This window comes from Arthrobacter globiformis (assembly GCF_046536215.2).
In the GTDB taxonomy this organism is placed as follows: domain Bacteria; phylum Actinomycetota; class Actinomycetes; order Actinomycetales; family Micrococcaceae; genus Arthrobacter; species Arthrobacter globiformis_E.
Genome location: NZ_CM143421.1, coordinates 899,822 through 926,733 on the forward strand (window position 1 = coordinate 899,822; position 26,912 = coordinate 926,733).

Here is a 26,912-nt window from a genome sequence, read left to right on the forward strand (position 1 = left end):
TGTTCTGATCCAGATGACGAGACCATCGGCTGTTCCTGTTTCCACTCGGCCCAAGAGCTCTTGACCGTTACGCAATCGAAGGGCAATGGTGCCGCCGGGTCGGAGGCCGGTCCAGGCCAGCAGGGGATGCATGTCCTTGATGTCAGAAGTGTTTTCCGTGGAATAGGGGCGGTCGTCCCTACGGGGAGGCATCAGCTGCTCGTTCGGGATTGCCCTGTCAAGCCTGATCGTTTTCCTGGGTCATGCCAAACGGAACGTCGGGTGACAGTGTCACGGAGTAATGGTCGAATTTGTGACGGGTTACAAGTACACCCAGCCCAGTCCTTGTTCGTGGGTCAGAATGAGCGGTCGCGACTGCGTCATCGAGCCTATTATTCAGCACGGCTTTTTCCTGAGCTTTTATGTCCGCAATTTTGTACATCGAGAGTTTTCTTTCCTAGATGGAGTTACCACCGGGTTGCTCGGTTAAGGTGAACGCGGCGTGCGCTGTCGATCTGATACTCACTTCAGGCGAGCCCTAGTCGACTTGGGCGGTTGTCTTAGTTCGGCTCTTATTCGTCCCGTATCTCCAGAACGGCTTCGAGTGCCTGCTCATGGCGGGTACCAATAACGCCTACTGTCAGGGTGCGAGGGTCTTCCACGTTGTAGCGCTCAGCGCCAGCGATTCCACTGTGCAGGAACCGGGAGATGACCCCTCGCATCGCCTTGGTTACCTTGGCCGCTTCGGCCTCCGAAGTCCGGACCATCATGGGTGAGTCCCGCCACCGCTCAGTTCCATCAAAAATGAAGGGAAGGGTGAAGCAATGCGCTGAATAGGCTCCGGCAAGTTCACTCCGGTGATCGAACCGCACCACTTGGGCTGGTACTGGCGAATGGGCGGCGATTTCAAGGGCCGGGATGCGGAATTGGGCCAGGGTCGCAGCTCGGACCATCCGCATGTAGGCGTCACCCTCGACCTCCAGCATTTCTGCAGCCAGGGCGGGATCTGCGAATGTGCGTTCGAGGAAAGCCTTCACGCCCGCTTCGGAGAAATTGCTGGGGGGTTGGTTCCGGAGGAACGCAGCGGATTCTTCAGCGGTGGTGACTATGAGAAGCGCCTTGGTGTGAATCCTTCGGACGGAATTCGCGTACTGCACCAGGTCAGCCGGGGTCTGCTTGGATTCGGCGGGTCTGTACGGGAAGGGCCCAAGTCCCGCCCTTGCAGCTTCTTGGGCATTAAGTATCGCCGGTATGGGCGCCTTGCGCAGGGCTGATTTTGAACCCAGGGCGGCAAGGACGGCTGTGCGATGGCGCATCCACAACTCAACTGGCAGTGGCGCCAAACGGGGCATGCTGATCAGCAGGGTTTGCGCTGCCAGCCCCCGCAGGGTCGGGTCCATGCTCAGCACATAGGCGTACCATGCTCCGGCGGAGTCCCCGGCCAGGGTAATCCTGGCCGGGTCCCCTCCGAAGGCACTGATGTTGTCCCGTACCCAGCCCAAGGCTGCCTGTAGATCACGGATCGGTTTGGTGGACTCGTCAGGGTCACCAAGCGGACCGAAGTGCCCGGTGACGCCCAAGCGGTAATTCACGGTGACCAGTACCATCTGCCCGGTCCGCACCAGCTCCGGCGAGTCGTACCAGCGGCTCTCGCCGGAGCCGGTGGTGAAACCGCCTCCGGGGATAAAGAAGAGCACGGGCAATCCCTGGGCATCTGGTAGCCCTTGGACCCTTAGGGTAAAGGCGTCTTCTAGCTGTTCCAGTTCGCTCAGCGCCGTGCCAAGCAACCCATCCAACACACCAGGCCGCTGCGGAAAGGCTGCGGGACGGGTTTGACGAACTACCTCATCCGTCCCGGTGACCTCACCCCACCGGGGGTCGAACCCGGCGGACCCGTAGCGCAGGCCGGGCGCATCCAGCACGCCTGCGCGCAGCGTGGCCCGGACTTCCCCCGCCGGGGTGTTGATCACCATAACCGTCACGCCAGGAACTCGTGGTCGTCGGCCCTGACCGTCTCCGTCGCTTCCCAGTACTCCACATTGGTGTACGGCCATACCTGCGAAACGCGGCCGTGCGCATTTTGGTACCAGCTGCGCACGTAGGGCTGCCCCCATGCCATGCGTCGGTTGCCGGCGTCGACCCAGTCCACGAAGCGATCCAGCGCCTCCGGTGTGACGTCGATCGCGGAGGCGCCACGCCGCAGGACCTCATGGACGGCCTTGAGGGAGAACTCGACGGCCCGCTCAATCATGAAGTGCAGGCTTCCTCCCACTACACCCCCAACATTGGGCCCATACAACAGGAAGAAGTTGGGGAACCCAGGGACGGTGACGCCGTTGTAGGCCCGGGCGTCACCCTTCCAGAAATCATGGATCTCCACACCGCCACGGCCCACGACCTCCACCTCATCGAGATAGTCCGAGGGCTTGAAGCCGGTAGCGAAAACAACAATGTCCACCTGGTGTTCAACACCGTCGTTGTCAACGATCCCGCTCTCCGTGAACCGGTCGATCCCGGCTGTGACCACGGTGGTGCTCCCGGATTTGAGGGCAGCGGCCCACACTCCGTTGTCACGCAGCATCCTCTTGGCCCCGGGCGGGTAGTTGGGAATCGCGTTTTCCAGCAGTTCGGGACGGTCCGCGAACTGCTCCTGCAGACGCTCGATCAGCACCTCCCGGACTTCCTGGTTTTTGGCAGAGACACTCAAGGGAGCGCCCTGCCAGCCGTCCTCCGCCGTGACGGTGTGGATGCGGCCCGGAATACCCTGAAGCGTCACCCACAGGCGGTACCACTGCGCATAGTGCGGCACCTTGCGTCGCAACCAGTCAAAGGTGCCGCTGACACCGTCATGATAATTCGGTGCCGGCAGCATCCACGGCGCGCTGCGCTGGAAGAGAACCAGCCCGGCCACCTCGTCCGCCAGCGCAGGCACGATCTGGTATGCGCTGGCCCCTGCGCCGATGACTGCGACCCGCTTTCCCCGGTAGTCGACGTCGTGCGACCACTCCTGCGAGTGCATGGTCACGCCACGGTACGACTCGACCCCAGGGAAGTCGGGGACGTTGGGCCGGTCCAATTGACCGAGGGCGCTTACGACGGCGGCAAAGGTCCGGACCTGCTCTTGCCCGTCGCTGCGTCGCGTTGTGGCCTTCCATATGCGGGATTCCTCATCCCACAGCAACCGGACCAGGCGCGTGGAGAACTCGATGGATTCCACCAGGCCTGCGCGTACGGCCACATCCCGGACGTAGTCCAGGACGTCTCCCCCTTCGGCGAACTGGTGAGGCCAGTCACCACGCTGGGCGAAGGAATACGAATAGCCGAATGTGGGGGTATCAAGGCGCACACCGGGGTAGGTGTTCTTGGCCCAAGTGCCACCCAACGTGGGTGCGTCCTCCACCACCGTGAAAGGCATGCCGGCTTGTGAGTACCGGTAGGCGGCTGCAATTCCGGCGATGCCTGCACCGATGATCAGGACCGGGAAGTCACGACCATCAGCCACCTCGTCAAATTGCCAGTCAGGGGCCCCGCCTTTGTCTGCTGCAAGATCGAGCTCGTGCTTCAACGAGGGGTACCAATGCTCGCGGCCCCCGCTGAGATAGCCGAGAAGGTCCGTCACGGCGCTTTCCCCCAGCATCCCCACGGTGGTGACGCCCCTATCCCGCAACTGACGCAAGCCCTCCAAGGCCAGCGACCTGGCCAGCTCCTGCTGCTCGGCAGACATGCCTCCGTGGGGGTGGGGCTGGGTATCCACCAAGGTCAGGGGCGGCTGCAAGTCGCTGGTCAGGAAGGAGGTATCGCCCAGCGCCGCCGCGATGGTGGCGAGGAGGACAGGAAGCTCCGCCTGGGCAACGATGTTCTCCAGTTCGGCGTCGTCCTCGACGATGGGCTCGGTACTTGGCTCCCAGTAGAGGTCGTCAAACTGCATGGTTTCAGACATCGCTTCCGGCATGCTGGGCATTCTTTCCTCCTTGGTTCGTCAGTGCCACGGTGAGCGGGTCGACGTATGAACGCAGTTCATTGATGACCGACTGCTCGGTGTGGTCCGTGAACACGGCAGCGACATAACGGTCCGGCCGCACCAACACCGTGTGTGGCGTGGCTAACCCGGACACTGCGAGAACCCGTGCCGCATCCACCAGGAGTTCGTCGTCGGAATTCCCTTGCTGCACGGCTGTCGTCCCTGCCAACCGGATGCGGCGGGCGCCGAGGGTCGACCAGAACTGACTGCCTCCCGGCGTTGCGGCTCCCTCGGCTTGAAGAGTGAGCAGCGCCCATCCGCTCCCCAGATGGGAGTCCAAGGGTGCTGTCACCCCGTCCTGATCGGCAACCTGGGGTTGGCTGAGGGCGATACCAACCCATGCGGCGAGCCGGCGGTCGACGTCGCGCCCCGGCTTGATCGCCACGCCGTTGCGGTAGTCCGGCGGAGTGATGAACCGCATGGACCCGAGGTACCGGTGGACGGCGGGTATGAGGCTGACCGTGCGGAAGGCAATATCCCGGAGGTTGGTCCGGAACCCGCCGACGGCCATCACCACCGCGCCGGTCCTGCGCGAAACCTTGACCATTTTGGCGGCGTGGGTGCGGCGTTCAGACTCGTAGGTGGACAGCAGCCGATCGGTCCCGAAACCGCGCAGCACCTCAAGCAGCTTCCAACTCAGGTTGAGGGCGTCCCGCAGGCCTGCATTGAGGCCCTGGCCGGAGAAGGGCGGCATCAGGTGGGCGGCATCGCCGATCAGGAAGGCTCGGCCGGAACGATAGGTGCGGGCCAGACGCTGGTGGGCCACGTAGACCACAGCCCGCCTGACGTCTTCGGTCCTGAGCTCCGGGTGAAAGGGCCGGGACAACTCGAGGATCTTGTCCGGAGCCGTCATGATCTCCGGGTCTTCGTGGTCGAAGAGCATGAACTCGAGCCGCAAGCGTCCCTTGATCCCCGGTACCAGGACATAGGGCCGGGTCCCGTTTCCATGGAACTCGGCGAAGGGTTCGCGTGCTCCGGGCACATTGAGCAGGTCCACGACGATCCAGCGTTCCTGCTGGGTGGAACCCACCAGGTCAATCCCAAGGCACTCCCGGACGAAGCTGCGTCCGCCGTCTGCACCAACAAGCCAAGAGCCCCCAACGGTTCCGGAACCGGCGTCGGACTCGAACCCGACCATCACCCCGCCGGAGTCCTGGCTGACGGAAGTCACCTGGGCGCCGGCCAGGAACTCGATTCCTTCATGGTCGCGTGCCTTGGTCCACAGCAGTTCTTCCAGCACGGGCTGGTCGAACTGCGACTTTGCGGGATGACCGATGCGGGACGGAACAGGCGTAGCCGAGGCCAGGGGCCGGTCATTCAGCCCGAAGTAGCGGCTGCCGGTCCCCAAAAGCGATTCCGCTTTCAAAGCATCGGCCAGGCCCAGGCGGTCCATGGTCCGGAAGGTCTCGTCGGCAATACTTATGGCCCTGGGCAGGTCCATGGGAGCCTTGGCGGCTTCGAGCAGCGCAACGCGCGCACCGCCGTCGGCGAGCAGCAACGCTGCCGTCAGCCCTACCGGGCCAGCCCCCACAACCACCACATCGAAGTCCTCCATGGCGTCACTTCCACACATGGTTAGGCCACGAGGACGTTGCGCAGGGTGCCGAGTTTGCCCACCTCAACTTCAACAACATCTCCGGGAACCAGGAAGGTGGGCGGCTCCATGAACAACCCCACACCGCCCGGGGTGCCGGTGACGACGACGTCGCCGGGAGCCAGCGGAGTGAACGCCGTGACGTACTCCATGATGGCCGGGATGTCGAAGATGAGATCGGCAACGGAGGCGCGCTGCCTCACCTCACCGTTGACCCGGGTTTCCACCACGAGCTCGGTGACGTCACCGACTTCCTCGGCGGCCATAAAGTACGGGCCGAAAGCTCCGCTGAGCGGGAAGTTCTTGCCAGGCGTCCACTGACCAGTGTGGCGCTGCCAGTCACGGGCGCTGAAGTCATTGAACGCGGCATAACCGGCGACGTAGTTCCACGCGTCTTCCGGGCTGACGTGGTCCGCGCGCGCTCCAACCACCAGGGCAACCTCGCCCTCGTAGTCGTACATGGAGCTTTCGGCCGGAATCGGCAGGTCAGCGCCGTGGGCTGCCAGAGTGTCGGAGAAGCGTGCAAAGACGGTGGGCTTTGCCACCGCGTCCCGGCCGGTCTCTTCTTGATGGCTCCGGTAGTTGACGCCGATACAGATCACCTTGCCGGGGGCGGACAGGAGAGGCAGGAACGTGGTGCCTTCAACCGGCTGGGACGGTGCCTTGTCCCACGTCAAGGGTGCGGACAGCAAGCCTTCTTCGATCGCTGCCTGCAGGGATGGGCTGAGGTTGGCGCCGCTGGGCCCCAGGTCCAGCAGCTCTCCATGGGCTTCGAGGCCCCACGTGGCCTGGCCTTCCTGGTTGAGGTAACTCGCGTACCGCATGTCAATCCTTTCCGGGCCGGGCGTCGTCGCCTCCGGCCAAACCAATGTGTGAAAACTATACGAATAATGCATTCTGCAATCAATTATGCACTGCTTGGCCGTTAGTGCGTACGTGTACTCTTGTTTCATGGCACGACAAGCAAACGCAGAAACCATCAGCGAAGGGGTCCGGAGCAAGCTCCGCGCCGATATCTTTGCGGGAGAATGGGCCCCTGGGACCAACCTGCAGGTTGGAGAGCTGACCAAGCGGTACGGCGCCAGTTCCACCGTCGTCCGGGAGGCGCTGGTCCGCCTGGCAGGCGAGAAGCTGCTGCAGTTCCGCCCCAACCGGGGTTTCTTCATCTCCGAGTACACCCTGGAAGAACTCCGCGGTCTGGGCGAACTTCGGTGCCGCGTGGAGGAATACGGCCTCACTCTTGCCATTGAGCAAGGCGACGTCGCCTGGGAGTCCGATCTCCTTGCCGTTCACCACCGTCTGGAGCGGACCCCGCGCCGGACCAGTGAAGACCCGGGCCACATCTCCGTGGAATGGTTCCTTGCGCATCAGGCCTTCCACGCAAAGTTGCTGGAGCCCTGCCCCGTCCCCTTGCTTCAGGACTTTGCGGCCACTCTGGGCGAGGCCACCGCCCTCTATCGCCTCTGGACGGCACCGGACCAACGGGCCCAGTCCCGGGACATCGAAGCCGAACACCGGGCAATCCTCGAGGCGACGATCGCCCGCGACATTCCGACGGCCACCAGGCTTTTGCGTGAGCATTACATGCGCACGATCGACGTGATCGAAGAAGCCGAGTTCCATGCCGCCTCCGAAGCCGGGCTGCCCAAGGAGTAGGGGGCAGCCCGGTCCATTCTTACTTCACTGCGATGGGGAACGCCCCGTGCAAACGGAAGTCTTCGCCGTTGTACACACCCCACCGGTTGAACCAGGTGCGGTCATCCTGGTCCCACTCAATCGGAGGACGCTCGACGTCGTGGATCTGCTCCAGATCGGTGTACAACTCCACGACGGTGCCGTTCGGCTCGACGTAATAAGCCGCGATGTTGTGACCGGCGCCGTGCCGTACCGGACCCCAGATCAGTCTGCGGCCACGGGCAAACAACCTGTCTCCCAGCCGGCCGAGGTCCGCGATCGATTGCGTCTGCCAGGCGTGGTGGTGCAGGGAGCCACGACCCTTGATGAGGGCGATGCCGTGATGATCGGGGTTGCACCGAAGGAAGTACGCGAAGTCCCGGCCAATGACATCTGAAACCTTGAAGCCGAAGAACTCCACGAGGAAGTCCTTCATGGCGGTGGGGTTCTGGGGATGGATGTTGATGTGGCCATAACGGTCCGGGCCAAAGGATGACGGACCATGCCGGTGGTTCTTCATGCCGACGTAGACGTGGCAGACGTAGCCCTCCGGGCCGAGGACCGCGAAGCCCTCACCGATTTCCCGTTCCAACGGACTGCGGGTGAGGATCCGGAAGCCGCCGGCTTCAAGCCGCGTGCGGATGATTTCAAGCCCTTCCGGGCTGTCAGCGACAAGGCCGATGTGGTCGATGCCGTCTTCATCGCCTTTGACGTAGACCATCTCGTGGTGGCGGTCCGCGGCGGACAAGTATGCCCGCTTGTCGTCGTTGAGTGTCATACGGAGACCCAGGACCTCGGTAGCCAACTCAAGCGACCCGTCATAGTCACGGGTCCGCATTGCGAGATAACCCATTTCGGTGATCACACCAAGTGACATTGCTAAAAGCCTTTCCTTCAGGTGCAGCTCCTAGACGGAGCGCGACGCGCCGCCATCCACGCGGATGTTCTGGCCTGTGATGTAGCTGGATTCCCCGCTGGCGAGGAAACGGATGACGCTGGCCACCTCTTCGGTGCCGGCAGCCCTGCGCAGTGGTATCCGGGTAGTCCATTCGGCCGGCACCGTGCCGGGATTCTCCTTGGTAAAGCCAGGGAGGACGTTGTTCATCCGGATTCCGGACGGCCCGTACTCGTCGGAATACAGCTTGGTAAAGGAACCCAGTGCGGCACGGAATGTGCCGGAGACCGGGTAGTTCGGGTTGGGTTCGTAGGGTGAACTGGTGGAGACGTTTACGATCGATCCCCCGCCGGCAGCAAGCAAATGGGGGGTGACGATTCGCGCCATCCGAATGACGTTCAGAAGGTACAGTTCGTAGCCTTCGGCCCATTCGTCGTCGCTGATCTCCAGCAACGGCTTCCTGGCGGCATGGCCGGAACTATTGACGACGACGTCGATCCGCCCGAACGCGGACAGCGCCAGGTCCGTGATCGCCTCAAGGTCCGCAACGGAGCGGTTGGAACCTTCCAGCCCGACCCCGCCCAGGCTTTCGGCCAGTTCCATGGCGCTTCCGGACGGGGACATGGCGGCAACACTGAAGCCGTCGGCCGCCAAGGCCCGGACAGCTGCGGCCGCGATCCCGCGTCCGCCTCCGACTATCAGTCCGACGCGGTTCTGGCCATTCATGCCCGCTCTGCCGTCGCACCTAGCTCGGCGTAGTGCTGCACGAGTTTTTCCATGGCCAGCGCAGAGAGCTCTGCTGCTTCGGCGAAGTCAATCTGGTCCCCCGCGGACGCCGAAATGTAGAACCCGTCTGTCAGTGCGCGGCCGAGCATGACCACCTTGCGGGCCAGGTCCGGTTTGACGTCGAGTGCTTCCTGCGGGATGCCGGGCGTCACAGCCTCGACCATGAGTTCGTACATCTCCTCGCGCACTTCCAGGTACTTCTGGCGCGCCGCGTTGCCCGCCAGCCGCTTCTCCAGCGCGAAGAGAAGGCCGATGATCCAGAACGCTTCCTGCGCATTGGCAGGATCGGCTGAGTTCGCCGCGGAACCGGCGATACTCGTGCGGAGGATGGCCCTGTTTTCCGGGCCGCGGTGGCGCGTCTTCCAGTGCTCGAAGCAGTAGTCGATCAGGGCGGCGAACAAGCCTTCCTTGTTCTCGAAGTGCCAGTACACCGAGCCGATCGGCAGTCCGGCCACGCGGGCCACCTCTGCCATGGTGGTTCCCTCGTAGCCCACCTTGACGGCGAGTTGCAGCACGGCTTCCAGGATGGCGCGTTCGTTTTCCGGAGTGGACTGGTGGACCCGGCGGCGCTTGCCTGCCTCCCGCTTGTCCCCTCCGTTGTTCCTTCCTTCGACGTCTGCCCGCGGGCTCATGCGTGCAACCCATCTCGGGCGGACATCCGTTCGCCGCCCGGGTTGGTCTTGGCGAACTGAACCTCCTCGTACACCTGGTGGCGGAGTTCGCCGAAGCGGTGAAGTGAGCGCGTGTCAGCTTGGCTGCGGACATCGGGAAGATCAATGTGGATGTCTGCCTGGACAATAGTGGGCGAGCTGGACAAGACCAGGACGCGTTCGGCAAGGTACACAGATTCGTCAATGTCGTGGGTCACGAAGAGGATGGTCATGTCCAACCGCTTCCAGACTTCACGGACCAGGTCCTCCAGCTCTCCCCGGGTTTGCGCGTCGACCGCCGCGAAGGGCTCGTCCATGAGCAGGACGCTGGGGTTGGAAGCCACGGCACGGGCGATCGCCACGCGCTGCTGCATGCCGCCGGAGAGCTGCCAGGGGTAGCTCTTGGCTGCATGGGACAAGGTGACTGCCTCGAGCGCTTCCTTGACCCGCGCCTTCCGCTCAGCCTTCGGTATGCCGGAGGTCTTGAGCGGCAGCCCGACGTTGTCCTCCACGCTCAACCATGGAAAGAGGCTGCGGCTGTATTCCTGGAAGACCACGGCCATGCCCTCAGCGGGGCCGGAGACGCGCTTGCCGTCCAGGACCACTTCGCCGGAGGTTGGATCCAGGAGCCCGGCAATGCATTTGAGCAGCGTGGTCTTTCCGGAACCGGAGGGCCCTACCAGGCAGGCGAACTCGCCGGCGTGGAGATCGAAGGTCAGGGACCGTACGGCCTCCACCTCGTTCCGCGTACCGGCGCCGTAGACCTTGCGCACCTGCTGGACACGGAGCCGGATATCTGACTTGCTAGCCGTCATTGGAGGCCTCCTTCAGACCGTAGTACCATCCCAGAACCCGCTTCTGGATTGCTTGAAATACCACCGAAAGCAGCACTCCTATGATGCCCAGGAGAAATATTCCGCTCCACATTTCGGGGATCGCGATGCGGTTCTGGAAGTTAATAATGGAGTAGCCAATACCGTCGGTCGAAGCGAACATTTCCGAGACGACCAAGAGGATAAGCCCCACTGCAAGGCTATGCCGGATGCCGGCCATGATGAGTGGCGAAGCGCCGGGAAGCACCAGGTAGCGCATGCGGTCGAATCCGCGGAGACGGTAGACGAGCGCCGTATTTTTCAGCACTTCGTCGAGGGACCGGACGCCTTCGATGGTATTCAGGAGGATGGGCCACAGGCAGCCAAGGACGATGACGGTGATCTTCATCGTGTCGTTAATGCCGATGAGCAGCAGCAACACCGGGATAAGGATGGTTGACGGCACAGCCCGGATGAATTCCAGCAAGGGTTCCAAAAGCCAGCGCAAGGTACGCGAGAGGCCGATGGCGACCCCCAGCGCCACCCCGAGTACCAGGGAGACCGCAAGGCTGATGAGCAGTCGGCCCATGCTGGGTACCACGTCGCTGAAAAACTTCTCGCTGAACCAGACGTTGACGAAGGTGGCGGCCAGTTTGTCCGGCTTGGGAACGAAGAAGTTGACTCCCTGGGCTGTGGAAGCCCACCAGAGGGCAATAAGGATTGCCGGCAGGCCGAACCACATCCCCAGGCGTTTAATGACGGTCATGCGGCCACCTCCGAACGGACCGCGCTGTGCCAGAACAATGCCTTGCGCTCGATGAAGCGGAAAATAAGGTTCACCACGATGCCCAGGAGGCCGGATGTCAGGATCAGTGCGATCATCGCCGCGGGGTTATCGTTCAGCTGGGCCTGCGCCACGGCCCGCCCGATTCCGGGCGTGCCGACGATGAGTTCCGAACTGATTGCCAGGATAAGGGCGACCGTGGCAGCGAGGCGGATGCCGGTCATCAGGTACGGCAGGAGCGTAGGCAAAACCAGGTGCCGGACCCGCTGCAGCCACGTCATCCGCAGGGTACGGACGGTGTCATTGGCCACCTTGTCAATGTCCGTGATGCCATACATGACCTGGATCAGGACAATCCAAAAACAGCCGTAAACCACAATCAGGAGTTCGGCGCCGATGCGCGGTCCAAACAACAATGCGGCCAAGGGAATCAGTCCTACAGCAGGAATGGGGCGCAGGAACTCCACCGTGCTGTGCGTTGCAGCGCGCAGGAAGCGGCTCGAACCGATGAGCAGGCCAACTGCGAGGCCGCCCAGCGTGGCGATGGTCAGCCCAAGGAACCAAGCCCACATCGTCTGGCCCACGGTGACCCAGAACTGGGTGAAGGTGAAGTTTTTAAGGAAGGTTGGAATGACCACCGATGGTGGTGGCAGGTGGTGCTGGCTGACTGGGCCAAAGGCTGAGAAGAGTTGCCAGGCGATGAGTGCCGCCAGGATGCCGGCGACGCCCAGGACGTAGGGTGCCACAGCAATCCACCGGTCAGCACGACGCACTCTGTGTTCCCGCGTAGGCAGGGCACTCACAGCCACGCTGCTCAGCGTTGGAGTTTGCGTTTCCACGGTTCTTGTTCTGCTCTCATTTGTGTTGATCAGTTGGCTATCGGGGCCGCAGGGGGGAGCGGCCCCGACAGCGGCTTTATGGCTTCCAGATCACCTTGGCCACATCGGGCTTGGTGTTCACGATGCCGTACTTGACGAGCAGATCCGCGAACAGCTGGATTGTCTCCTGTGAGACAGCCGCGCTGTAGAGCGAGAGCTGAGCCTTCTTCGCAGCCGCCGGATCAGTCCCGAGGGCCGCCGGCATCGCGTCGCGAATTAAATCATTGTTTTCGGTCAGGAAAGGCAGGGCCTCCTTCATGGCTTCAGTGAACCGCTTGACCTTATCCGGATCGCTTTCCACCAGTTTGCCACTGGAGATGGAGACCAATTCGTTCTCACCAAGACCGGTGTCGTGAATGAAGTCACTGACCACCCGGCCGCCCTTGGAAACTACCTGCTGGATGAAGGGAGAGCCCGCCATGCCGGCGTCGATCTGGCCCGCTTCGATCTGGGCTGCAACTTCCGGGAAGGACAATTGGACGAACGTGACTTTCTTGGGGTCGCCACCGTCTTTGGCTACTGCTTCACGGATGCCGATCTCGCCGATACCGCCCAGCGCGTTCACGGAAACTTTCTTGCCTTCAAGGTCCCGGGCGGTCTTGATGGTGGACGAGGCGCCCACTACTACGGCGGTGGAGTCTTCCACGATCTTGGGGTCGTTCTGGGTGACACCTTCGACGATGCGGACGTCGAGTCCCTGCGTAGTGGCCGTCAGCGCCGTCACCGGGCTCGCCAGCATGAAATCCAGGTCGCCGGTTGCCAGCGCAGGAAGCTGTGCCGCACTGCTGCCTGCACCGACCACCAGCTGCAGGTCGATTCCATGCTTTTCGAAGAAGCCTTTGTCCTTGGCGACCTGGAAGGCTGCCACCGTGTTGGACGGGAAGATCCCGTAGGTGACCTTGGTCAGCTGTCCGGAGCTGCTGTCTGCGGCGGCGGGGGCGCTGCCGTCAACAGGTCCAGATGCGCAGCCGCTAAGTGCCAGTGCCAGGGCTGCGGCGCCGATAGCCGCTGCGCGGGTTTTTTTGATGTTCATGGATTCGCTCTCCTTTGAGTGAACGCTGCGCGGGCCTTGGCCTGCCGTCTTCAGCGACGTATTGCAGCAACAGTATTTTGCTAATTAAGCAATTGTCAATTGATTATGCATTCTGAATTACGTTATGCGTTCTGAGGCGTAAATATGACGTCGGCCACGCTGAAGACCTTGTCCAAAACTCCGCTGAGTTCCTGCGCAACACACTCGGCAGCCACTACGTGGTCCGGGCGCACGACGATCGCGGAGAAGGGCCTCTCGTCGAACCAGGACTTCAGGACGCCGCTTTCGTCACCCACAATGCGAACGCCGGGTGCAGCAGCAGCTTTGGCCCACGGCAACTGCGTGGCCGGCACTGCATGCACCAGGACGCCGCCAAGCCGTGCGAGCTTCTCCGCCGCGACCTCACTCACAAACGCCATGGGATCGTTGTTCCAGACCACCACCCGCCAGCCCTGACCGGTGGCGTCGTCGAGCAGGACCGACTGGCCGTCCTCGTTGCGGACCGTGGGCTGCGGGAACAGTGTTCCCACCGTACGCGGCGCGTCTTCCCGGTCCGGCAAGGACTTCCACGTGGGAAGGGCGGACGGGACCACTATGCCGTGATCGTACTTGGGCATCGGCTTGTAGCCCTGGCTGTTCAGGCGTGCGCGGGCCTTGGGGAGCCGGTCCACCACGGCGGCAGCCATATCGCGCACAGCCGTGCGGAGCCTGCTGTGGTCCGTGACCAGGTTCGCCATGTTTAGCGACAATGCCACCATGGCCTTCACATGCTCCCGGCGCTCGTCTTCGTAGGAATCAAGCAAGCGATCGCTGGCCTTGCCCTGGACTACCGCAGCGAGTTTCCAGCCCAGGTTCAAGGCATCCCGGATACCGGAATTCCACCCCTGGCCAGCCACTACCGGCATGACGTGCGCGGCATCGCCTGCCAGCAGGAAACGTCCCACACGGAACCTCTCCGCGACGCGGGCGTGATGAGCATAAACCCGACGGCGGATGATGTCCAGGCCCGCGGGATCGGGCACGTGGGGGGCAAGAAGGGAGAAGACGAACTCATCATCCTCGGCCAGCTCTTCCGATTCCCCTTCCAACAGCGTGAATTCCCAGCGCCGGATACCGTGGGGCAGGCTGAGGGTTGCGTATCCACGGCTTGGGTCTCCGCCGAATACCGCGTGCGGTGTGCCGATGGGATCGTTCGCGACATCGATCACCAGACCGCGCGTCGATCGGGTTTCGCCTTCGAACTTGAGCCCCAGGTGCTGACGGGTCAGCGAGCGGCCACCGTCGCAACCCACGACATAGCTACCCGTAACCCGCTCCTCACCGGTGGGCGTGCTGACCGTGGCGGTGACGCCGTCGGAATCCGACTCGAAAGCCTCCACCCGGCAACCGAAACGCACCTCCACGTGGGGGTACCGCGCCAGGCCCTCGAGCAGGGCCTTATCAACCAAGGGCTGGATAAAGCCGTTCCGTCGAGGCCAGCCGAACTCACGGGTGGTGGGGTTGATTTCCGCCAGGACCTTGCGGTCACCGTTGATGATCCGGATCTTCTGGTCCGGAACCGTATGCGGCAGCACCTTACCCACCAAACCGATGGTCTGCATGGTCCGGAGCGCTTCGTCGTCAATGCCCACGGCGCGCGGGTAGTCGATGAGTTCATCGCGCCCTTCGAACACCACGGTGTTGACGCCAAACTGGCCAAGGAGGTTGGCCAGTGTCAAGCCGACAGGGCCGGATCCGATGATCATTACGTCCTTGCGGTCGCTCATTCTGTGCCCCTCAGGGTCTTGATGGATTCCTGTGCCGCACGGCTAAGGAATACGAGGTCTATGCCGAGGCCGACGTAGTCGACGAGTTCCCGGTCAATAAGGTCGGCTGCGTAGATACCGGAGCCCGAATAGATGCCCAGGGTCACGCCGTGTTCCCTCGTTAAGGCAGCCAAATGGACTATGGCTTCACGAACGGGTCCGTCTTCCCAGTCGCCCCTGCCGGGAAGGCCGAAGGATACGGCCAGGTCGGCCGGTCCGATGTAGATGGAGTCCAGGCCCGGAGTGGTGACAATCTCTTCCGCGTTCTTCAGCCCGGCCACCGTTTCGATCTGGGCGATGGCTGACACAGCCTGGTTCCCTGCCTCGGTGTAGGACACGCCTTTGTACAGCGCGGGCCTGCTCGGACCGAGGCTCCGGTTGCCCACGCCCGGGTATTTGGTGGCTTCCACCAGCATCCGCGCTTGTTGTCCCGACTCGATGGTGGGAGCAATGATTCCACGTGCACCGCTATCGAGGAGGCGAAGGATGGGGGCCGGATCAAGGCTTCCTACCCGCGCATATGTGTAGGCGGAATCGCGGGGCGCGGCACGCAGCATGGTGCAGGCAGCTTCGAGTCCCACTTCGCCGTGCTGCAGGTCGACAACCACGCCGTCGTAACCGGCAGCCAGCGCCCACTCCGTGACGGCGAGGGAAGGGATGGCCTGGTGCAACAGCACCGGTCGCCGGCCGCCGCGGCTATCCCACTTCATTTCGCGGCGCTTTCCGTCAGGCGCTTGGCGTGCGCGGCAGCGTTCATTCCGCCGAAGATGGGGTTGATCTCGCGTCGCGCGATCTTCCACCCGCCATCTACCTCGCGGTACACCTCCCGGAATTCACCCACGCTGGCGGGCATCAGCGGGTTCTCCGATGAGTCGCGGAACGTCAGGTACTGCGTCCAGCCATGGAGTTCTTCGCCTACCCATTCCAGTCGGATGCCGCCGATCAGGTGCCTGCCTACGACGCCCGTGACCTTGGCACGTCGTTCGCCCCAGGCCTTGATGGCATCCCGGCCGTCCATGTCTCCCAAGGGACCGGTGGATATGGCGTCCTCGGTGTAGAGCTCCCAGGTTGTATCCGCCTTGCCGTGGTCCAGCCGCCACAGTAGTTCCGCGACGAGGTGCTCGATTGCCACCCGGGTTTCAACGGTTACCTTACGCACCAACAGCCTCCGACAGGTGTGCCGCGACGTCGCCGAATCCGTGCGAGTACTTGGCTGTGTACGTAACATTGGGATCCCAGTCCACGATCAGCCCGATAGATCCGGAAAGCAGGATCTCTCCGGCACGGAGGGGCTTGCCGATCCGCAACGAAGTTTCGGCCAGCCACTGGATCGCATTGATGGGATCGCCCATGACGTTGCCACCGACGCCGCGCGTCAGTTCTTCGTCGCCGCGGTAGAGGACCATCTCCACCTGCTTGAGGTCGATTTCACCGTAAGGGATGCGGACCTGGCCCGTCACGATTCCCTCGCACGCTGCGTTGTCGGCAATCGTGTCGACGATGCCCATTTTGTAGCTGAAGTAGCGGTTGTCCACGAGTTCCATGGCGGGCGTCACGTAGTGGATGGCTGCTTCTACCGAGGCCAGATCCGGATCCAGGATGTCGGACTTCAGGACGAAGGCCAGCTCGGCTTCGATCTTGGGGTGGAAGTACGCTGACGACGGCCGTTCAACAGGAGACTCGAAGACCATGTTGTCGAGGATGATCCCGTAGTCGGGCTCATCCACGCCCGCGCGTTCCTGGACGACCGGATTGGTCAGGCCCACTTTTCGGCCCACACGACGGCGGCCTTCCGCTGCTTCGCGCTGCTGGGTGACGAGTTCGGAGATGCGGTAGGCCGCGTCCTTATCCTTCTCGGGGAGCCGGTGGCGCACAAACTCGATGGGGGTGCGCGTGGTCCGCGCGTTGTAGAGATCTTCAGCGATCTCAGTGATGATGTCCGGCACCGGTATCAGGCCTTTCTGCTGAGGAAATCGAGTGCTTTTTCATTGAAAGTGGCGGGGTCCTCCCACTGTGGCCAGTGGGCCGCGTTGCGGATCAGCGCGAGTTCGCCGTCCGGAATTGCCGCGGCCAGGGTCTCGCCCGTTGCCACGCCGCCGGTGGGCTCGTGGTCCGTCCACACGAGCAATGCCGGCACCGGAATGGCTGCGTAGTCTTCCTTGGTCACCTGGTTCCGGGCCCGGATATCCGGCACCTGGAGCGCCATGATGTGCTCCATCGAGGTGATGAATCCGGGCCGGCCGTAAATGGCCCGGCGTACTTCCACCAGTTCGTCGGTGATCTGCTCCGGATCATGGATGACCACCTGGAGCCGTGCCTTGACGTTCTCGTAGCTGGGGTCTTCCACTGCCCTGCGGCTGATCGGACTGACGCGGTCCATGGACATTGGTCCCACCATCCGGCCGCCAGGGGCGCTTAGGACGATGGTGTGCAGGCGTTCGGGGTGGTGCGCGGCGAACTTGATGGCGATCCATCCGCCCAGGGACTCGCCCAGGAGGTGCACCTTGTCCAGGCCGAGCACGTCGAGGAGTTGCAAAAGGTGCGCCTCGTAGTCCGGAATCTCCAGGTCGGCTTCAGCCAGCGTTGTATAGCCATGCCCGGGGTAGTCGTAGCCGATGACCTTGTACTTCTGCGCGAGTGCACGGATGTTGCGGGTCCACGCTTCGATGTGCCCGCTGGTGCCGTTGAGAAGGACCACGGTCTGCTCGCCGTCGCCAACGGTGAGCACCCTGGTCCGCCACTGACCTGCCTTCACGTATTCGAGGGTGTGGGGAAGGTCGGCAATCTCCCCCCACATGGTTTTCCGGGTCATGAGTTTTGGGGAATGGCAGCTGTGATGCCAAAACCGGCACCCCAGGTCTTGACGGGCCAGTAGCGGTCAATAACCATGCTGTAGTCTCCCGCCGTCGACAAGGCGCTGAAGGCTGCGATCCACGAACGCATCTCGTGGGCGGCACTTCCACCCTCGGCAATGAATTCGTCGTTGTCCCAGCCGTCCACGTCACTCAGGGAGCCCGAACGGAACACCTTGAGCAGTTTCTGGTCCCATTCCTCATTAAGGGGCGAACTTGAGGCACGGCCATCCGCGATCGCCTGGATGCCCTCGATGATCTTCCCCTCTCGTGCCGCCCGGTCTTCCTTCGACGGTGCGTAGGTAACAAGCCGCTGCTGGACAGGTTCGGGCGCACCGTCGTACTCCGGAATCGGCGGGTTGTGGGAGAGCCCTCCGGATGCCACCAACAGCACACGCTTATCCAACTGCTGGGCAGCGCGGCCCAAGGCCTCGCCCATCAAGCGGATGCGTGCCATGGGGGTCAGGGGCTTGCCGATCGCGTTCACGAAGACGGGAACGAATGGACGGGCAAACCCTGCACCGAAAAGGAATTCCAGGGGCTGCATGACACCGTGGTCAACTTCCAGACGCTCGGACCGGGAGATGTCGATGCCCTGGGCAAGGGTCAGTGCGTGGAGCTGGCGGGCAACGTCCGAATCAACAGGCAGCGGCCCTTCGCCGGTCCCGTAGTCGCCGACGCCCACAGCCTGCGCGCCGATGGCGAACGGCGGCATCATCGTGTACAGGACGCCGTTGAAGTGGTCCGGTCCAAAAATGACGGTGACGTCCGGGGCAAAATCGTCCACGAATGAGCGAACCTCGGTCAACGCTTCATTAATTTCGGCGAAGATCGTCCCGCCCGGATCGACGTTTCCAAATGACGGCGCGTGTGACAACGCGGCTAGTGCAAGCGACATTGCTTTCCTCTCAGTGATGACGACCACATCGGCCATTCCCTAGAGTGTAGATTCTAGATTCGTCATTAGCAAGACGTGATGTGCAAACGATGGACCAGACGGTCCCGGTGCAGCGCGAAGAAGCCCGCATCGTGTGTGCGCCGATCACCGACGCCAACCGTGACGCGACCCTCTCCGGACCGGATCTGAGCGAGGAAGAACACGAAGTCACTCTGCACGAGGAACGGCCAGTGATCGGCAAGGAGATCGTTCCCGTCGAGCGGGTCTGCCTCGACAAGGACACCGTCACCGACCAGGAAACCGTCACCGAGGAAGTCCGCAAGGAACGGATCGACACCAACAGGTTCGACGACACCCGCAGGTAAGAAATGCCAGTACAGGCTCCGCAGTCCCGCACCCTCAGCCACAGGGGGTTGCGGGACTTTCCGGATCCAGTACACCGCCATCCAGGGAAAGCGGAACAGCGAACCCCAAGCCATCGAGGACGACGGGGCCGGCAGAGCCACGGCCCAGCCCCGGTTCCGTCTGCCGGGGTGGAGCAACGGCGGCCACGGGCAGGCCTGCGTTCAAACCCGCCGCCATCCAGATGATAGGGAAGACCGCTACAGCCAGGTGGCTACGACAAGGCCGGAAGCGCCCGTGGAGGGCGCACGGCGTCGAAGATAGGACGCTGCACCGTAGGCGACTAGGGACGCCAACGTTGTAAGGCCGGCCCCGGAGGCCCGAACTGCAGCGTAGGCAACCCCGAATCCCAAAAAATTGGCCAACCTCCGTCGCGCAAGGCGGTCCTCCATCGCGACAGCTTAAATGGGACTGCCCCCCGGTTTTGTTGACTCCTTGACCAAGCGAGCTTGTGCTCGTGGAAGGATGTTGACCATGCCCACGCCGCATGGGGCGGAGCTCCGCCAGGATGTTATTGATGGCCCATAAGGGCGAGGCGCCACTGGCGCAGATTGCGAAAGACCGGAACGACGAGGGCGTTGCAGTGAGTATTCATGGTCAAGTCCTTGACGTGCTCGCGGTGTGGAGCGGGCGGCCAGCGGACCGGGCCAGGAATCCCGGGGCAGGCCGCCCGCCGGCATGTCAGTGCGGTTTCAGCCGACGGCAACGCCCGTGGCGGCCGTCATGTCGCGCCGAGTCGGGGCCTGGGCCACGTTGCGGCCAGCGATGCGCCCGGAAACCATTGCCCAACCAATGTGCAGCCCGTGGTTGAGCAGCTGGAGCCCGCCCTGCCCCGTTGATCCGGCCGCCCACAGGCCGGGGATGGCTTCCCCTTCGGCCGTGGTCACCCTCAGCTCGGTGTCGACGGCCAGTCCACCGTCGGCCAAGGTGATGTAGGCCTTCATCGGGCCGAGGGCGTAGAACGGGGCCTCACTCACGCCCTGTCCAAAGTGCTGGCGGCCGAAGTCGCCGTCGTTGCCCACCGCCACCTTCGCGTTCCATTCCGTCACGCTCGCGGTCAGCACTGCGGGATCGAGGCCGGTGCTCGCGGCCAGTTCCTCGATGGTGCCGGCCCGGTGATAGACGTCCGGGCGATACCGCTTGTAATCATCGACGTAGGCATAGGCCACTCCGGGGAACGTGGACACCGGGTTGGGCCAGGCCGAGAACTTCCGGGCCACCCGCTCGTCGAAGATCATGTAGGCGGTGTTGTTGGAATCGGCGGCGGTGGCCCGTGCCATGGCCTTGTCCGAGTCCTCGTTGGCGATGCGCTTCCCTGCCTGGCCCACCAGGATCGCCCCGGCCCGGTACATGGTGTTGTTGGGGCCAACCCAGCTGGTCAGTGCGCCGCGGACCACGTAGGCCAGGATCTTCCGCGGCAGACGCTCGACCACCAGACGCATGGCCTTGGAAATGAGTGGATGGGACGGAAGCATCTTGATCGGGTCCACGCGGGTAGAGGGGGCGAAACGGAGCCCCTCATACAGGCGGTCCATCTGGATCATGACCCCGCCCGCCTCGGTTCCCAGCTTGAAACCGTCGCCGGTGTTGTTGGGGTTGACCGGAGGGATTTTGGCAGCGGCCTCCCCCACGTACTTGGCCTTCATCTCGGTCGACGCCGAGTAGTCGCCGGTGGCCAGGATGATGCCGCGGCGGCCAAAGTACTCCCTGCCGTTGGCCCGGGCGCCGATGATCTCGCCGTCGGCGTTGCGCAGCAGCTCCTCCACGCGCATGGAGGTGTGGATGACGACGCCGCGCTTCCTGCACTCGCGCAGCAGCGCCTCGGCATAGGCTCCCGAGTTCGGCAGCACGTTGTGCATTCGCGGCTTCTCGTACGGCGGTTCCGGCGTGGGGCCAAGGAACTGCACCCCGATGCTGCCGAGCCACTCCACCGTGGTGCCCGCGTTTTCGGCGAGGATCCGGCGCAGTTCCTTGTTTTCGCGCTGCTCGAATTCGCCGTTGGCGACCTTCATGTCCTCGACGAACAGCTCGATGCTGTCGTTAACCCCGGCACGGTGCTGGTAGGCGGTGTTGGCGGCGGTGAAGGAGCCCACGGACATCGCCGTGCTGCCGCCCACCTTGGCGCACTTTTCCAGCACCTGCACCGTGGCTCCGCTGGTGGCCGCGGAGATCGCGGCACTCATGCCGGATCCTCCGCCGCCGATCACCAGGACGTCTGCCGTTGAACTTCCTGCTGTTGATTTCACTGCTGTTAATCTCATTGCGCGTTCCTTTCCGTGCCGCGCCCGTCGGCGCCCACGACGGCGTAGCTTTCGTTGCGTACCAAGGAGGCCGCCCGCTCGGCGGCCGAGGTCCCGGCCCAGCGGCCGGTGATGTAGCCGGGGGCCAGGCCGCCGGCGTAGCCGTAGTTGGACAGCCCGCCGATATCGGCGCCGGCGGCAAACAGCCCCGGTACGGCTGCGCCGTCGTGGTCCAGGGCTTCGCCGCGCGCATTGGTGCGGACCCCGCCGAAGGTGAACGTGATGGACGGCTGGACCATGAGCGCGTAGAAGGGCCCATCTTGCGGCGCCCGCGCGGAGGCGGACACTGCTACGCCGTCGGCGGTGCCGCCGCCCTGGCCGGCAACTTCCGCATACCGGTCCAGGGTGCGGGAGAGCTGATCGCGGTCCACGCCCCAGCCGGCGACCAGGTTCACCAGTTCCGGGAGGGTCTGCGCCACGGCGTGCTGGCCGCCGGCTTCGATGGCGATGCCGAGGCGGTCGATGCTGCCCAGGCCCGGGAACGGTTCCTCGAGCACTTCCGTGCTCCGCACGAACTCATCGAAGATCAAAATCCCGCGCGCTTCAGGCTGGAAGGTGACGGCCTGGTTGAGGAGTTCGTCGCCGTCGGTCTCGTCCGCAAAACGCTTGCCCTCCAGGTTCACCAGCACAGTGGAGCCGGAGTAGTACTGCGAATAGGGCAGGTAATGTTCGGTCTCGAACCTGGGGAGCGGATACGGCAGCAGGTGCCCGTAGAACGTGCTCATCGCCGTCGTGCCTCCGGTGCCGGCGGCGCGCGCGAGGCGAAGCCCGTCGCCGACGCTGCCGGGGTTGGAGCGCAGCACCAGCCGGTCAGCGTTGGGTCCGATGGACCGGGTCAGCTCGGCGCGGTCGCCCTGGAACCCGCCGCTGGCCAAAACGACGGCGGCGGCCTCATAGCGGATGCGGCGGCCGTCCGCGGTGCGCACCAGAACACCCGTGACGGCGCAGCCGTTCCGCACCAGTCCGGTGACGACGGCTCCAGTGGTGGCTTCTCCCCCGGCCGCGACGATCTGGTCCCGGCACCACGCCAGGATGCCGTGGATGTCCGTGGAGTAGCCCATGCCGAAGGTCATGATGTCCCGCTTCGGCTCGTCGGCAACCCGGAGGCCAGCGGCCCGCAGCTCGGCGAGTGCATCCTCATAGTCGGCCACCAAACGGCTGCCGAGCTCCACGTTGCCCAGCGGAATCCGCTTCCGGTAGGCCTCGACGCTGGGCGCGGTCCAGAACATACCCGCCGAGAGGGCGGCCGAACCGCCGAAGGCCGCCTGCTTTTCCAACAGCGCCACTGTAGCGCCGCGCCGGGCGGCGGTCATGGCAGCGGCGGAACCGCTGACACCCGATCCGACCACCACTACATCCACCCGGCGGACCTCGTCCACGCTGTCCCCGCCGCGGTCTGTTGCCGGAATACTTTCCTTCTGCTGCGGCGCGCCCAAGCTCATTGCGCCACGCCCGATGCCAGCTTGGCGGCTGCGTGCTCAGCTGCAATGCGGCCGAAGACGGCGCCCTTGCCCAGTGAGGTGCCGGTCATGTAGGCGGCGCCATGGAATCCGCCGGTCAGCTCACCGGCCGCGTACAGGCCACAGATCACGTCGCCGTCGACGTCAAGCACCTCGGCTCTGGGATTGATGGTCAGGCCACAGTAGGTGGTGGTCATCAGGGGCTTGGCCGGGTAGGCGTAGAACGGTCCCTCGTCCAGCGGCTGGAGGTCGCCGACGCCGTTGCACAGGTGGGTGCGGCCCACCTCGTCCCCGCCGCGGCCGGCGACCGAAGCGTTGTACCGGGCCACGGTCGCCCCCAGGCCGGCGGCATCGATGCCGGCGGCCTCGGCCAATTCCTTGAGGGTGTCCGCCTTGAAGAGGTGGCCCAGGTCCTCGATCATGCCAATGTCGTTGAGCGGGATGCCGGGGTGCGATTTGGCCCTGACCTTCGCGTCGAAGATTTCGAAGCCCAGTCCTTCGGGCTGTTTGAGCACCTCGCGGCCAAGGGTCTTGTAGGACTTGGACTCGTCGACGAAGCGCCGGCCGTCCTTGTTCACGATGATCGCGCCCATGTAATACGCGGTGAGCAGTTCGTGGAATTCCTCGCCGGTTTCCGGGTGGGAGCCGTAGGTGGCGGTGATGTAGGACATGTCCGCCACGCCGGCACCGAGTTTCCAGGCCATCTTGAGGCCGTCACCGGTGTTGCCCGCCCCGCCGTAGGGGATGGCCGCCAGCTGTTCCGGCGCGAAAGTGCGCAGCAGTTCGGTGCTGCGGCTAAAGCCGCCGGTCGCCAGGATCACGCCGGCGCGTGCGGTGAACAGGGACTCGGTGCCTTCGGATTCGACGACGACGCCGGTCACGTGGCCTTCGTTGCTGCGCACCAGCCGGATCGCGCGGTGTCCCAGAAGGGTTTCGCCGCCGTTGTCGGTGAAGGTCCGGTGCAGGTTGGCGAGCAGTTCGGTGATCACGGTGTTGTGGCTGCGCGGTGCGGACTGTCCGGAGCTGATTTCCAGGGAGCGGAACTTCGCGCCCTGGTCCTTGAGCCACTGGTATGTCTCGTCCTGGCGGTTCAGGTACGCGTCCAGCAGGGCACGGTCGTTGACGCCGCCGCCGGTGGAGAGCAGGTCCTGCAGGAACAGGTCCGCGGAGTCCTTCACGCCTTCGGCCGCCTGCTCTTCGGTCCCGGAGAAGGCGAAGAATCCGCCGCTCATGGCCGAGGAGCCGCCGAGCTTGCCGGTCTTTTCCAGGAGCGCCACTTTGAGGCCGGCCTGCGCCGCGCTGGTGGCTGCCGACTGTCCCGCGATGCCGGATCCGAGGACCACCACGTCGTAGTCGTGTTCGGTCATGGTCATGGTGCTGTCCCTTTCAGGTGTGTTGTCATTTGTCCTGCGCCTCTTGTGAGGCGGGTTGTGTGCGCGGCGGCTGGGCGTTTCAGCAGGTGAGCCAGCCGCCGTTGACGTCCAGGCTGATGCCGGTGATGTAGGTGGACTGGTTGCCGGCGAGGAAGGCCACCGCGTCGGCGATCTCCTCCGGCCTCGCGAAGCGCTTCATCGGGACCTGTCCCAGGAGTCGGGCGTCCTGGGTTACATCGCCCATCATCGGTGTCTGCACGAATCCCGGGGCCACGCCGTTGACGCGGATCTTCAGGTCGGCGAGTTCGTGGGCGAGGCTGGCGGTCAGGTTCTGCAGCGCCGCCTTGGACGCCCCGTAGGCCACGGAGCTGGGGAAGAACGGGGCGAAGTCCGCGTCCGGGCCGCCGCCGGTGCCGGTCTTGGCCGTGATGGACAGCAGGTTCACGATGCTGGCGGAACCGTCAGTGGGCATGTGCCGGTAGACCTCGCGGATGAGGAAGAAGGGCGCCGCGACGTTGACCGCCATGACGGTGTTCCACTCCTCGTCGCTGAGTTCGAAGAAGCGGATTTTGTGGCCGTTGCGCTTGGGGGAAATGCCGACGGCGTTGACCACCACCCCCACCGGGCCGGTTTGAGCGGCGAACGCGGCAAGTTCCCGGTTGGCTGCTCCGTCGGCCAGGTTGCCGGCAAAGCCGCGGTGTTCGGCCCAGCCCAGGGCGGGGAGCGAGGCGGCCGTCCGATCCGCCGCGTCCCGGTCGAGGTCCGCGACGACGACGGCGTAACCTTCCGCGGCGAGGCGCCGGCTTATGGCCTGGCCGATGCCGCCGGCGCCGCCGGTCACGATCGCCGTCTGCAGCAGCACCGGTTGCTCGATTGCCTCGGCGCCGAGTGTGGCTGTGGGATTACTGGTCATGGCCGGGCTCCTGGTTCGGGCTGAACGCCGTGTGGGAATCGGTGATGGCAACGGGCAGAGTACGGATCGGCGAGAAGGACGTCGGATACATGATGCGGTTCTCCATCGTCATGATCATCGGCCGGATGATCGCCAGGCATTCCTGCCACTGCCCGTTCTTGGCGAGCTCGGCACGGCGGGCCCGGCGGTCCTCCAGATTTGAATACGCCCAGAAGTGGTTGAGCTCGTTCTGCCGCCCGAATTCGGTCACGAAGTAGCCGAGGAAGCCGCCCAGGATCGGCTTCTGCGCGGGCAGGCCGATGCATTCGTACGCTTCGAGGTACTCGTTGAGCCGGGCGCCGGTGTGCAGGACGTAGGTGCGCTGTTCAACGATCATCGGGTCACGGCCTCTTCGGCATCTGCGGAGCCGGCCAGCCCGGTGGCGGCGGGCGCCGTCGTCGTTTCCTCAACAGGGACGTAGCGGCCGAAGCGGTGCTGGCCGCCCTCGAGGGTCTTGCCGTCGCCCATCATCACCATGTTGATCAGCGCGGCGGCGATGATCACGATCCAGGCAATGGTGATGGAGACGGTGCTGCCGCCGCTGATGCTCATCAGCCAGGAGGCCAGGAACGGTGCGGGGGCGGCGAAGATCAGGTTGGAACCGGTGAGGGCGAGTGCTGATCCGGTGCACCGCATGTGAGTGGGGAACGCCTCGGCGAAGAGCGCCCCCTGGCCGGCGTTGCCGAACTGCGCGGTCACCAGGGAGAACGCCACCATGCCCAGCGTCAGCGGGAAGCTGCCCAGGTTCACCACCGGGAAGAACAGGACGGCGGCAAGCAGGGTGCCTGCCGATCCGATCATCAGGATCCGACGTCGGCCGTAGACGTCCGCGAGCCGGCCGCCCCACCAGATCGCGATCACGGAGAGGAAGTTGGAGATCATGATGATGGTGAACGTCTGGCTCTGCGAAAAACCGTGGGTGGTGAGGTAGCTGATGCCGAACACCGAGACGATGTAGAACGTCACGACGATCGGGGAGAAGGCCAGAATGAGGCGCAGAATAGTGACACCGTGGGTCTTGATCACCGTGGCCGGTGTGGTGGATTCCTGGGCGATCTGCTGCATGCCCTCCTTGAACACCGGCGTCTCTTCAACCTTGAGCCGGATGTAGATGCCCACGGCCACCAGCAGGATGCTCAGCAGGAACGGCACACGCCAGCCCCACGAAAGGAACGCTTCCTGGCTCAGTACACCGGAAAGGACGGCCAGCATCAGGTTGGCGGCGACCTGGCTGATGGGCGAACCCATCGCCATGAGCCCGCCGTAGAAGGCGCGGCGGTCCGCGGGGGCGTGCTCCATGGTCATCAGCTGGGCGCCCGTGGCCTCCCCTCCTAGCGCGATGCCCTGGACGAAGCGCATGAGAACCAGCATCGCCGGGGCGGCGATGCCGATGGCCGACTGCGGCGGGAGCAGGCCGATGACCATCGACGCGACGCCCATCATGATGAAGGTGGTGAGCAGGATCTTGCGGCGTCCCACTCGGTCCCCCAGATGACCGAACACGATTCCGCCCAGCGGACGGGCCACGAATCCGACGCCGAAGGTTGCGAACGACGCAAGCAGCGCGATCGCGGAGTTCATGTCGTTGAAGAACAGCTTGGGGAAGACGGTTGCGGCCATGGCGCCATAGACGGCGAAGTCGAACCATTCGAGGGCGGACCCGAAGGTACCGCTGAGGACAGCGCGCTTGGCCTGCCGGGAGGCGGGTGCTGCGGGCTTGAGCGAGCGCTTTACGGCCCGTGACGGCTGGGACAGACTCATCAA

At 63.9% G+C, this 26,912-nt stretch carries 24 protein-coding genes and 1 pseudogene; 2 read left to right on the top strand and 23 right to left on the bottom strand.

Going from position 1 to position 26,912, the window contains the following annotated elements; all coding sequences use genetic code 11:
* Nucleotides 1–551: 551 nt before the first annotated feature.
* Genes R5O87_RS04105 through R5O87_RS04120 form a run of 4 tightly spaced genes read right to left on the bottom strand, consistent with a single transcriptional unit; the run spans nt 552 to nt 6,418 of the window.
* Entirely contained in the window at nt 552–1,952 is a 1,401-nt protein-coding gene (locus R5O87_RS04105) for a carboxylesterase family protein (protein WP_410557130.1), read from the bottom strand.
* Nucleotides 1,953–1,957: 5 nt separating this feature from the next.
* Nucleotides 1,958–3,940, bottom strand: coding sequence for a flavin-containing monooxygenase (locus R5O87_RS04110; RefSeq protein ID WP_410557129.1), 1,983 nt, complete (start codon nt 3,938–3,940; stop codon nt 1,958–1,960).
* The gene (locus R5O87_RS04115; protein ID WP_462836386.1) at nt 3,912–5,573 is read right to left on the bottom strand and encodes an FAD-dependent monooxygenase; all 1,662 of its coding nucleotides are present in this window, start codon (nt 5,571–5,573) and stop codon (nt 3,912–3,914) included. The genes R5O87_RS04110 and R5O87_RS04115 overlap by 29 nt, the downstream gene beginning before the upstream one ends.
* 2 nt (nt 5,574–5,575) lie before the next feature.
* Nucleotides 5,576–6,418: a fumarylacetoacetate hydrolase family protein gene (locus R5O87_RS04120; RefSeq protein WP_410557127.1), complete on the bottom strand. Its 843-nt coding sequence runs from the start codon at nt 6,416–6,418 to the stop codon at nt 5,576–5,578.
* 127 nt (nt 6,419–6,545) lie between these two features.
* On the opposite strand from R5O87_RS04120, the gene R5O87_RS04125 reads away from it, so the two are divergent.
* Nucleotides 6,546–7,250, top strand: a complete 705-nt coding sequence (locus tag R5O87_RS04125; RefSeq protein ID WP_410557126.1) for a GntR family transcriptional regulator — start codon at nt 6,546–6,548, stop codon at nt 7,248–7,250.
* A 19-nt stretch (nt 7,251–7,269) separates the two neighbouring features.
* Here the strand turns inward: R5O87_RS04125 and R5O87_RS04130 are convergent, their stop codons facing one another.
* The 13 genes from R5O87_RS04130 to R5O87_RS04190 all read right to left on the bottom strand — a co-directional run bounded on the left by R5O87_RS04130 (nt 7,270) and on the right by R5O87_RS04190 (nt 18,661).
* The gene (locus R5O87_RS04130; RefSeq protein WP_410557125.1) at nt 7,270–8,145 is read right to left on the bottom strand and encodes a VOC family protein; all 876 of its coding nucleotides are present in this window, start codon (nt 8,143–8,145) and stop codon (nt 7,270–7,272) included.
* A gap of 30 nt (nt 8,146–8,175) precedes the next feature.
* Entirely contained in the window at nt 8,176–8,889 is a 714-nt protein-coding gene (locus tag R5O87_RS04135; RefSeq protein WP_410557124.1) for an SDR family oxidoreductase, read from the bottom strand.
* Complete coding sequence (locus R5O87_RS04140; protein ID WP_410557123.1) at nt 8,886–9,581, bottom strand: TetR/AcrR family transcriptional regulator; 696 nt, start codon at nt 9,579–9,581, stop codon at nt 8,886–8,888. Before R5O87_RS04140 ends, R5O87_RS04135 begins: the two co-directional genes overlap by 4 nt.
* The gene (locus R5O87_RS04145) at nt 9,578–10,414 is read right to left on the bottom strand and encodes an ABC transporter ATP-binding protein (RefSeq protein WP_410557122.1); all 837 of its coding nucleotides are present in this window, start codon (nt 10,412–10,414) and stop codon (nt 9,578–9,580) included. Before R5O87_RS04145 ends, R5O87_RS04140 begins: the two co-directional genes overlap by 4 nt.
* Nucleotides 10,404–11,177: an ABC transporter permease gene (locus R5O87_RS04150; protein WP_410557121.1), complete on the bottom strand. Its 774-nt coding sequence runs from the start codon at nt 11,175–11,177 to the stop codon at nt 10,404–10,406. The genes R5O87_RS04145 and R5O87_RS04150 overlap by 11 nt, the downstream gene beginning before the upstream one ends.
* A complete protein-coding gene (locus tag R5O87_RS04155) occupies nt 11,174–11,941 on the bottom strand; it encodes an ABC transporter permease (RefSeq protein WP_410557120.1) in 768 nt (255 codons plus the stop codon). Before R5O87_RS04155 ends, R5O87_RS04150 begins: the two co-directional genes overlap by 4 nt.
* Nucleotides 11,942–12,110: 169 nt before the next feature.
* A complete protein-coding gene (locus R5O87_RS04160) occupies nt 12,111–13,106 on the bottom strand; it encodes an ABC transporter substrate-binding protein (protein ID WP_410557119.1) in 996 nt (331 codons plus the stop codon).
* Between the two features lie 122 nt (nt 13,107–13,228).
* Nucleotides 13,229–14,872, bottom strand: a complete 1,644-nt coding sequence (locus R5O87_RS04165; RefSeq protein WP_410557118.1) for a bifunctional 3-(3-hydroxy-phenyl)propionate/3-hydroxycinnamic acid hydroxylase — start codon at nt 14,870–14,872, stop codon at nt 13,229–13,231.
* Nucleotides 14,869–15,621, bottom strand: coding sequence for an HpcH/HpaI aldolase family protein (locus R5O87_RS04170; RefSeq protein ID WP_410557117.1), 753 nt, complete (start codon nt 15,619–15,621; stop codon nt 14,869–14,871). Before R5O87_RS04170 ends, R5O87_RS04165 begins: the two co-directional genes overlap by 4 nt.
* A complete protein-coding gene (locus R5O87_RS04175) occupies nt 15,618–16,070 on the bottom strand; it encodes a nuclear transport factor 2 family protein (protein ID WP_410557116.1) in 453 nt (150 codons plus the stop codon). The genes R5O87_RS04170 and R5O87_RS04175 overlap by 4 nt, the downstream gene beginning before the upstream one ends.
* The gene (locus R5O87_RS04180; protein WP_410557114.1) at nt 16,063–16,857 is read right to left on the bottom strand and encodes a 2-keto-4-pentenoate hydratase; all 795 of its coding nucleotides are present in this window, start codon (nt 16,855–16,857) and stop codon (nt 16,063–16,065) included. The genes R5O87_RS04175 and R5O87_RS04180 overlap by 8 nt, the downstream gene beginning before the upstream one ends.
* A 5-nt stretch (nt 16,858–16,862) precedes the next feature.
* On the bottom strand, nt 16,863–17,723 hold the full coding sequence (locus R5O87_RS04185; protein ID WP_410557113.1) for an alpha/beta fold hydrolase: 861 nt from the start codon (nt 17,721–17,723) through the stop codon (nt 16,863–16,865).
* Entirely contained in the window at nt 17,720–18,661 is a 942-nt protein-coding gene (locus R5O87_RS04190) for a 3-carboxyethylcatechol 2,3-dioxygenase (protein ID WP_410557112.1), read from the bottom strand. Before R5O87_RS04190 ends, R5O87_RS04185 begins: the two co-directional genes overlap by 4 nt.
* 83 nt (nt 18,662–18,744) lie before the next feature.
* Between R5O87_RS04190 and R5O87_RS04195 the strand changes: the two are divergent.
* Nucleotides 18,745–19,026: pseudogene (locus R5O87_RS04195) on the top strand (YsnF/AvaK domain-containing protein); the annotation flags it as partial.
* Between the two features lie 729 nt (nt 19,027–19,755).
* Here R5O87_RS04195 and R5O87_RS04200 read toward each other — a convergent pair.
* The 6 genes from R5O87_RS04200 to R5O87_RS04225 form a co-directional block, all read right to left on the bottom strand.
* Nucleotides 19,756–21,324, bottom strand: coding sequence for an FAD-dependent oxidoreductase (locus R5O87_RS04200; RefSeq protein WP_410557110.1), 1,569 nt, complete (start codon nt 21,322–21,324; stop codon nt 19,756–19,758).
* Entirely contained in the window at nt 21,321–22,805 is a 1,485-nt protein-coding gene (locus R5O87_RS04205) for an FAD-dependent oxidoreductase (RefSeq protein ID WP_410557109.1), read from the bottom strand. Before R5O87_RS04205 ends, R5O87_RS04200 begins: the two co-directional genes overlap by 4 nt.
* On the bottom strand, nt 22,802–24,196 hold the full coding sequence (locus R5O87_RS04210) for an FAD-dependent oxidoreductase (RefSeq protein WP_410557108.1): 1,395 nt from the start codon (nt 24,194–24,196) through the stop codon (nt 22,802–22,804). The genes R5O87_RS04205 and R5O87_RS04210 overlap by 4 nt, the downstream gene beginning before the upstream one ends.
* A gap of 79 nt (nt 24,197–24,275) precedes the next feature.
* Nucleotides 24,276–25,109, bottom strand: a complete 834-nt coding sequence (locus R5O87_RS04215) for an SDR family NAD(P)-dependent oxidoreductase (RefSeq protein ID WP_410557107.1) — start codon at nt 25,107–25,109, stop codon at nt 24,276–24,278.
* Nucleotides 25,099–25,485: an NIPSNAP family protein gene (locus tag R5O87_RS04220; RefSeq protein ID WP_410557105.1), complete on the bottom strand. Its 387-nt coding sequence runs from the start codon at nt 25,483–25,485 to the stop codon at nt 25,099–25,101. Before R5O87_RS04220 ends, R5O87_RS04215 begins: the two co-directional genes overlap by 11 nt.
* Nucleotides 25,482–26,909: an MFS transporter gene (locus R5O87_RS04225; RefSeq protein WP_410557104.1), complete on the bottom strand. Its 1,428-nt coding sequence runs from the start codon at nt 26,907–26,909 to the stop codon at nt 25,482–25,484. The genes R5O87_RS04220 and R5O87_RS04225 overlap by 4 nt, the downstream gene beginning before the upstream one ends.
* Nucleotides 26,910–26,912 lie beyond the last annotated feature (3 nt).

What these genes read in the sequence shown, in the direction of transcription:
- R5O87_RS04105 (WP_410557130.1), bottom strand. Translation starts at nt 1,952, where the DNA reads ATGGTGATCAACACCCCGGCGGGGGAAGTCCGGGCCACGCTGCGCGCA.
- R5O87_RS04110 (WP_410557129.1), bottom strand. Translation starts at nt 3,940, where the DNA reads ATGCCCAGCATGCCGGAAGCGATGTCTGAAACCATGCAGTTTGACGAC.
- R5O87_RS04115 (WP_462836386.1), bottom strand. Translation starts at nt 5,573, where the DNA reads ATGTGTGGAAGTGACGCCATGGAGGACTTCGATGTGGTGGTTGTGGGG.
- R5O87_RS04120 (WP_410557127.1), bottom strand. Translation starts at nt 6,418, where the DNA reads ATGCGGTACGCGAGTTACCTCAACCAGGAAGGCCAGGCCACGTGGGGC.
- R5O87_RS04125 (WP_410557126.1), top strand. Translation starts at nt 6,546, where the DNA reads ATGGCACGACAAGCAAACGCAGAAACCATCAGCGAAGGGGTCCGGAGC.
- R5O87_RS04130 (WP_410557125.1), bottom strand. Translation starts at nt 8,145, where the DNA reads ATGTCACTTGGTGTGATCACCGAAATGGGTTATCTCGCAATGCGGACC.
- R5O87_RS04135 (WP_410557124.1), bottom strand. Translation starts at nt 8,889, where the DNA reads ATGAATGGCCAGAACCGCGTCGGACTGATAGTCGGAGGCGGACGCGGG.
- R5O87_RS04140 (WP_410557123.1), bottom strand. Translation starts at nt 9,581, where the DNA reads ATGAGCCCGCGGGCAGACGTCGAAGGAAGGAACAACGGAGGGGACAAG.
- R5O87_RS04145 (WP_410557122.1), bottom strand. Translation starts at nt 10,414, where the DNA reads ATGACGGCTAGCAAGTCAGATATCCGGCTCCGTGTCCAGCAGGTGCGC.
- R5O87_RS04150 (WP_410557121.1), bottom strand. Translation starts at nt 11,177, where the DNA reads ATGACCGTCATTAAACGCCTGGGGATGTGGTTCGGCCTGCCGGCAATC.
- R5O87_RS04160 (WP_410557119.1), bottom strand. Translation starts at nt 13,106, where the DNA reads ATGAACATCAAAAAAACCCGCGCAGCGGCTATCGGCGCCGCAGCCCTG.
- R5O87_RS04165 (WP_410557118.1), bottom strand. Translation starts at nt 14,872, where the DNA reads ATGAGCGACCGCAAGGACGTAATGATCATCGGATCCGGCCCTGTCGGC.
- R5O87_RS04170 (WP_410557117.1), bottom strand. Translation starts at nt 15,621, where the DNA reads ATGAAGTGGGATAGCCGCGGCGGCCGGCGACCGGTGCTGTTGCACCAG.
- R5O87_RS04185 (WP_410557113.1), bottom strand. Translation starts at nt 17,723, where the DNA reads ATGACCCGGAAAACCATGTGGGGGGAGATTGCCGACCTTCCCCACACC.
- R5O87_RS04190 (WP_410557112.1), bottom strand. Translation starts at nt 18,661, where the DNA reads ATGTCGCTTGCACTAGCCGCGTTGTCACACGCGCCGTCATTTGGAAAC.
- R5O87_RS04200 (WP_410557110.1), bottom strand. Translation starts at nt 21,324, where the DNA reads ATGAGATTAACAGCAGTGAAATCAACAGCAGGAAGTTCAACGGCAGAC.
- R5O87_RS04205 (WP_410557109.1), bottom strand. Translation starts at nt 22,805, where the DNA reads ATGAGCTTGGGCGCGCCGCAGCAGAAGGAAAGTATTCCGGCAACAGAC.
- R5O87_RS04210 (WP_410557108.1), bottom strand. Translation starts at nt 24,196, where the DNA reads ATGACCATGACCGAACACGACTACGACGTGGTGGTCCTCGGATCCGGC.
- R5O87_RS04215 (WP_410557107.1), bottom strand. Translation starts at nt 25,109, where the DNA reads ATGACCAGTAATCCCACAGCCACACTCGGCGCCGAGGCAATCGAGCAA.
- R5O87_RS04220 (WP_410557105.1), bottom strand. Translation starts at nt 25,485, where the DNA reads ATGATCGTTGAACAGCGCACCTACGTCCTGCACACCGGCGCCCGGCTC.
- R5O87_RS04225 (WP_410557104.1), bottom strand. Translation starts at nt 26,909, where the DNA reads ATGAGTCTGTCCCAGCCGTCACGGGCCGTAAAGCGCTCGCTCAAGCCC.